General features: G+C 38.1%; 6 protein-coding genes. 1 reads left to right on the forward strand and 5 read right to left on the reverse strand.

Annotation, left to right across the window (positions count from 1 at the left end):
* Positions 1 to 80: 80 nt before the first annotated feature.
* From ATS75_RS19855 to ATS75_RS19870, 4 genes are all read right to left on the reverse strand, one after another.
* Complete coding sequence (locus tag ATS75_RS19855; RefSeq protein WP_058562146.1) at positions 81 to 362, reverse strand: hypothetical protein; 282 nt, start codon at positions 360 to 362, stop codon at positions 81 to 83.
* Between the two features lie 325 nt (positions 363 to 687).
* Positions 688 to 1,464: a LytR/AlgR family response regulator transcription factor gene (locus tag ATS75_RS19860; protein WP_201020986.1), complete on the reverse strand. Its 777-nt coding sequence runs from the start codon at positions 1,462 to 1,464 to the stop codon at positions 688 to 690.
* Positions 1,461 to 2,555: a sensor histidine kinase gene (locus tag ATS75_RS19865; RefSeq protein WP_058562147.1), complete on the reverse strand. Its 1,095-nt coding sequence runs from the start codon at positions 2,553 to 2,555 to the stop codon at positions 1,461 to 1,463. The genes ATS75_RS19860 and ATS75_RS19865 overlap by 4 nt, the downstream gene beginning before the upstream one ends.
* Before the next feature lie 41 nt (positions 2,556 to 2,596).
* Positions 2,597 to 4,489, reverse strand: a complete 1,893-nt coding sequence (locus tag ATS75_RS19870; protein WP_058562148.1) for a serine hydrolase domain-containing protein — start codon at positions 4,487 to 4,489, stop codon at positions 2,597 to 2,599.
* A 513-nt stretch (positions 4,490 to 5,002) separates the two neighbouring features.
* On the opposite strand from ATS75_RS19870, the gene ATS75_RS20535 reads away from it, so the two are divergent.
* Positions 5,003 to 5,143, forward strand: coding sequence for a hypothetical protein (locus ATS75_RS20535; protein WP_201020987.1), 141 nt, complete (start codon positions 5,003 to 5,005; stop codon positions 5,141 to 5,143).
* Between the two features lie 72 nt (positions 5,144 to 5,215).
* On the opposite strand, the gene ATS75_RS19875 is transcribed toward ATS75_RS20535, so the two are convergent.
* Positions 5,216 to 5,830 (reverse strand): response regulator, encoded by a 615-nt coding sequence (locus tag ATS75_RS19875; RefSeq protein WP_058562149.1) that lies wholly within the window; start codon positions 5,828 to 5,830, stop codon positions 5,216 to 5,218.
* Positions 5,831 to 5,919 lie beyond the last annotated feature (89 nt).

A 5,919-nucleotide genomic window follows, 5' to 3' on the forward strand; every position in this document is an offset into this window, starting at 1 on the left:
CTTCAGCGTGGGCTTCGATATTAATGGCGCTATCGAGGTTAAGTAAATTAGCGAGGCCTAAACGAACTAAGGTCTGATCTTCAACTAGTAGGCACTTTATCATGGCTATTTTCTTCTACATTTAGTGGTAATGTCATGGTGTTGATCAGTGTTTCTTGCTCAAGATGTTGTGAAAATTCACCGCCAAATTGTACCATTCGATCATTTAACCCAGCTAACCCGTTCCCTTGTTTTGGTAAGTGGGTCTCTGGTTGATTGTGATATGCTTTTGCAATTAACAGCGGGTGTTGGTTAACGTGGGCGACATTAACCTGCAAAGTAAAATGGTTTGCTTGAGTATGTTTAAGGGGGTTGCTGATCATCTCTTGGGTAAACCGTAATACACACAGGGCGTAGTCTTGAGGGCAATTAAAGTGACTGTCTAGTTTATGTTTGGTATTTGTTGTTTACTGCAGATAAGGTAGCTATTCTCTTCTTTAATTAGTTAAAGGGGTAGGCTATTTATCATTTATTGTTTAGGTTTGGATACGTAAAACCTCGTTAGATTAGTGAAGTAATATAAGAACTGCATAAGCTCATGTTAGTTTTGTAAATCTCAGCTATAAGCGTAATTAAACCTTTGCAACCCATGCCTTGTCATCAATTACTAGTTATCTTGAGCATAGCGATTGTTAAAGTTGACTTACCCTAAAAGCCTAAGCGGCTTTTCAATTGCTGCATATTTCTGCGTGATATTGAAATAGGGGTAATATGGTTTAGCAGGATTTCGCAATTATCATTTACTCCTAAGTCGGTTTGGCTAACCGCGTTTAAATTAATAATTTGTTGGCGGTTAGCTTGCAAGAAATCACTTTCTGGTAAGCGGTTTAAAATACTGCTTAACGGCTTCTTAATATAGGCATTTTTATTGCCAAAAAACACGCGAGTATAATTTTTACAGCTTTCAAAATAATCAATATCTGCTAACGGAATTAAATGACAAAGTTCACCATCTTTAATGAATACCTTACTGGTCATGGTCAGTTTCGGCTCTGTTACTTCTGTCTCAGTAAAGCCATTAGTCTCTTCAGTGTTATTAGCTAAGGGTTCTGACACATCATGTTGAGTGTTTTGATTATTAATGGTTAGTTTATAAATAGCATCACTTAAGCGTGATTTATTAATGGGCTTTAAAAGGTAATCAACCACATTATAATCAAATGATCGTAGAGCATGTTCATTATAGGCGGTGGTAAAAATGACCTGCGGTGAATAGTTAAGTTTTTCCAGTAAATCAAAACCGCTTTCACCAGGCATATGAATATCTAAAAAAAGCACGTCAGGTGAATGAGCTTCAATTAATTCTAGTGCGCTACTTACATTGTCAGCATCACCTATTACGTTTATTTCGTCATGTGCAGCAAGTAAGCGAATTAAGCCATGGCGTGCTAAACGGGAGTCTTCAATTACAGCGGCCGTTATCATTGTTTTTCCTTAGGTAAGCATAGTGTTGCAACAAACGCCTCGTTTAACACTTCAGTGTTGAACGAGGCGTTACTACCATAAAGTAGTGTTAGGCGATCACGAATATTGTTTAGCCCAATTTGCATACTTGCTGTTGATTCATCATTTTGTGTTGGCAGTGAGTTGGCTAACTTTAACGTTACACTGTGCGTATTTTGGCTTGAAGTAAGTGAAATATGACCGGCTTTTGTTGAACGCTCAACCCCGTATTTTACCGCATTCTCTACCAAGAGTTGTAGCATCATTGGCGGTATCATAATCGCATGACTGTTTTCTGGTTCTTCAACGCTAAACGAGAGCTTATCTTCATATTGCATTTTTATCAGCTGCATATATTTATCTAACATATCTAGCTCAATATGCAGTGGTACTTTATGCGATTGTGATATTTCAAGGGCGTAGCGTAATAGCTCTGATAAAGTCACCATCATGTCATCGGCCATTTCAACAGATTCCGCAATCATAAAGCGAATATTGTTTAATGCGTTAAATAAAAAGTGCGGATTAAGCTGAGTATTTAGGTTTTCCAGTTGTGCCGACTTTAATGAGTTCTCTAATTTTAAGCTCAGCATTTGCGCGTTGGTGGCATGCCTTTGGTGGGTAATACTGGTATAAATAAAAATCCAAGAACAAATAAATAGTTGTGTTTGTAAGCACTGTTTTACCATAAAGGCTGACTGAAAAGCCGTCGCTAGGCTGGTGTTTTCACCAATATAGCTACTATAAATGGAATGAAAAAATGGTGTGTAATAGCTAATAACAATGATGCTACTTGTGCTAAGTAACGACATAAACGTTCCAGCAAGCAGTAAGCCCGGAATTTGTTTGTGATACACCGTTTTGTACCAAGATTGTTTGTTAAAAACAAACCTAAAGCTCAGTGTCGTTGCAGTGAATAGTAGTGCAAAAAGAGCAGAAACCTTGGCAATATTTACATTGATTTGACCGTTGTTTGCTGAAGTAAATAAGTCGACAGCTATCACAGCAATTAGTGCTGTGCAGTGATAAAGCCAAAATCGAGGGTCACGCGGAAAAAAGTATAGTTTCATCATAGTAAATAGGGCACATAGCGTGCCCTGAATATTTTGTAAATTTAAGCAGATAATGTCACTGCAACAAGTTGATAACTCAATAAATATAGTGCTAACACACAGTGGGCCAATACTATACTGCTAAGGTAAAGGCGATGGAACCCTTTATTAATATTTTTAAAATGCTTTATGCAACTTGCCCCAGCTATAAGGGTAATCAAAGGGTATAACACACTCATCACTGTTAATAGTGGGCTGATCCAGTAAAGGTTATTAAATAAGGCAAACTCCCCAACGAGTAATATCGGCATTATTGCAGTAAGTAACAGCGTTGAGCTTACGCAAACTAAAGTTCTTGGCTGAGATAATGACGCATTGTTTTTAGTGACCAACTTAATTACAGGGCGAACAAAAAACGTATACAAAGTATAAATAATACTGGTAACAATAAGCACAATACTTAGCAATAACCCTACAAATTTTGCATAAAACAATCCCGGAGACGTTTGCACATAAACATCGGCATTTCTTAACAACACTTGGCCTTCAATTGGGTCTTGCGCCAAAGTTACTTGTGGTAATCCATCTTTATTACTTAGCACGGGGCTATCACTTTGTTGGTGATAGCTTAATTGGTAGCCACCTTTAAGCCAAGTAAAGACTAAGGTATTCTTTGCTGCGGTTACCTGCACCGCATCGCTAAAGTAGCTAATAATATTGCCTAAACTCATGCTTGAATTGATTTTGGTATAAAGCCCCGCAGCGTTGTTGAAATCACTATGAAGTGCTTTTTTAGCTGAACTGGTTAGCTTAGTTTCACTATTTTCTTGTTGAATAAACTTAGTTAATACCTTTTTTATTTTTGAAAATGCAGCACCATTAGCACTGGTTAACGCAAATACATAACCTGTTTTTGATGTTGGGCTATACCGCAAACTGCTAATAGCGCCAGGAATTCCGCCATTATGGCCAAAAAACAGCTCATTATTAATCATCTCTTTAACATGAGCAAAACCTTGAAAGCTAACTAAACCATTTTGATAAGCCAACTCAGACTCAATACGTTGCATACGTTTAACGGAAGCTGCACTTAATATTTTACTTTGCTCGGGGTATAAAAATAAGTTAAGCAGTTGGTTCATATCGGTCATTGAAGCTGTTAATGAAGACGCTGGACGGGTCGCAATATGTTCATACCCTGCTGACAAACCATTATTTAAATAAGGTAACACGCCTTGAGTATCCCAACTTTTTGGTTTTAATAAATGGCTATTGTGCATTTGTAGCGGCTGAAAAATATGTTTTTGCACGTAGGTTGAAAATGACATACCTGTAACAATTTCTACAATACGTGCAGCCACGGTTGGCCCCGTATTACTGTATGCCGAACGAGTGCCCGGCACCCAACGACTCACACGGCTTTGTGGGTAAATTTCAAGTACCTCTTTTAACTCAGTGTTATCGTTAGTATAAATTTTCTGCTCAGCCGGATGACTGTCCCATCCTGTTGTATGCTCTAATAAATGTTCTACTTTTATCGGATTAGTGGCATGCCATGGGTTTTCAAAGGCAAGTTCTGGTGCAATGCTTCTAATATTGTCGTCTAACGAAAGTTTGCCTTGTTCTTGTAATTGTAGAATCGCAATACCCGGAATTACTTTGGTAATCGAACCAAAGCGAAAAAGGCTATCAGCGGTGGCTGCCGTATTTGAAACTTTACTAGTATCGCCAAATACTTGGGTATATTTGGCTTCGCCAGATTTAATTAGCGTTACCCCAATAGCAGGAACGTTATGGCTTATACGTATCGACTCTATTTCTTTTGATAATTGCTCTATATTGTCTTTTACTTGCTCAGCAGCGTTAACAGTAGCAATCGCTGAAAACGACAGCATAAACATGGCGCATAAAGACGTGAATTTATTTATTGTTTGCGCTTTTAAAGTGTTATTCATAATGCTTCTCCTTTTTTTTGCCTATGTTAGAGAAAACTCAAAAATGCAGGTGAAAAAGGTGCCAAAGTGAAAGTATTGTAGATAAACGGTTTTAATTGAGGTTAAACGGTTGCATAGAGAGAGGTACATCATCGTTAGTATTCATAGCTAACCTATTAATTCCTTAAAGGTACTCTATATGCATGGGCAGAAAACACTTATCAGTCTAGCTTAGACGAATTTGGGTTTAAGATAAGTGGTTCGTTTTAAGCCAGTATTTACCTTTTAAGATCAACCTCATCCCATAACCATCATGTAATCAATGTCGAGTTTTATTTTTTACGTGTTTTTGATGCTGGCGTTTGTTGTATTGGCAGTCAATAAATAGTCTGTTATCTATGATAAAAAATAAAGCAATAGTGTTCAGCTGAGTATTTGATGCTGTTAACTTCATAGTTAGTAGCCTAAAGGCCAATCTACATCGGTTAAAAGTTTGTTGGTGCAGCCCTGATTGTTTTATTCATTATGTGGGTGATGCCAATTATACTTATTGCTCGGTCACAAAAAGTGGGACGTCAAGAAAAGCTCGCATGGATCATCGCCAGTTTGTTTATCAGTTGGTTTTGTTTACTTTTATTTATGTTGATTGCACCACTTAAGCCTGATGATAAATAGTGGCACTTAAAAAGCGTTTTGTGTTCATCAATATACCCAAATCAAAAATAGTAATTAGGTGCTGTTTGCGTATTAAATTAGGTTTTGATTTATGGCTTTTATAACGGCCTGAGTGCGGTCTTTTACGTCTAGTTTGGCAAGAATTTGTGACACATGATTGCGGATAGTCCCCTCAGAATTATCTAATTTTTTGGCAATCACTTTGTTCGACATCCCCAAAGACATACACTGCAATACGGTTTGTTCTTTGTCCGTTAAGCAGAGCTGAGGGCTTAACTGCTTTTTGAGTAAAAAGTCAGTTACCGCGCTTTGCAATACTCGCTCCCCCGCGACGACCTGCTTGATAGCGCTAATGAGTTCTTCAAGCTCAATGTTTTTAAGCACATAGCCACGAGCACCTAGGTTAAGGGCTTTGACTAATACATCGCAATCTTCAAATGTGGTAATGATTAGCACGGGGGTTTTATCACCCTTTTCACGCATTTTTTGCAGCACGCCGAGCCCATCTAAATTCGGCATTCTCATATCGAGTAAAACAATATCAACGCTATGCTCTGCTAATTGGGCAAGCGCTTGCAAGCCGTCTTCAGCGTGGGCTTCGATATTAATGGCGCTATCGAGGTTAAGTAAATTAGCGAGGCCTAAACGAACTAAGGTCTGATCTTCAACTAGTAGGCACTTTATCATGGCTATTTTCTTCTACATTTAGTGGTAATGTCATGGTGTTGATCAGTGTTTCTTGCTCAAGATGTTGTGAAAATTCACCGCCAAATTGT

It is taken from the genome of Pseudoalteromonas sp. H105 (genome assembly GCF_001469215.1).
Taxonomy (GTDB): domain Bacteria; phylum Pseudomonadota; class Gammaproteobacteria; order Enterobacterales; family Alteromonadaceae; genus Pseudoalteromonas.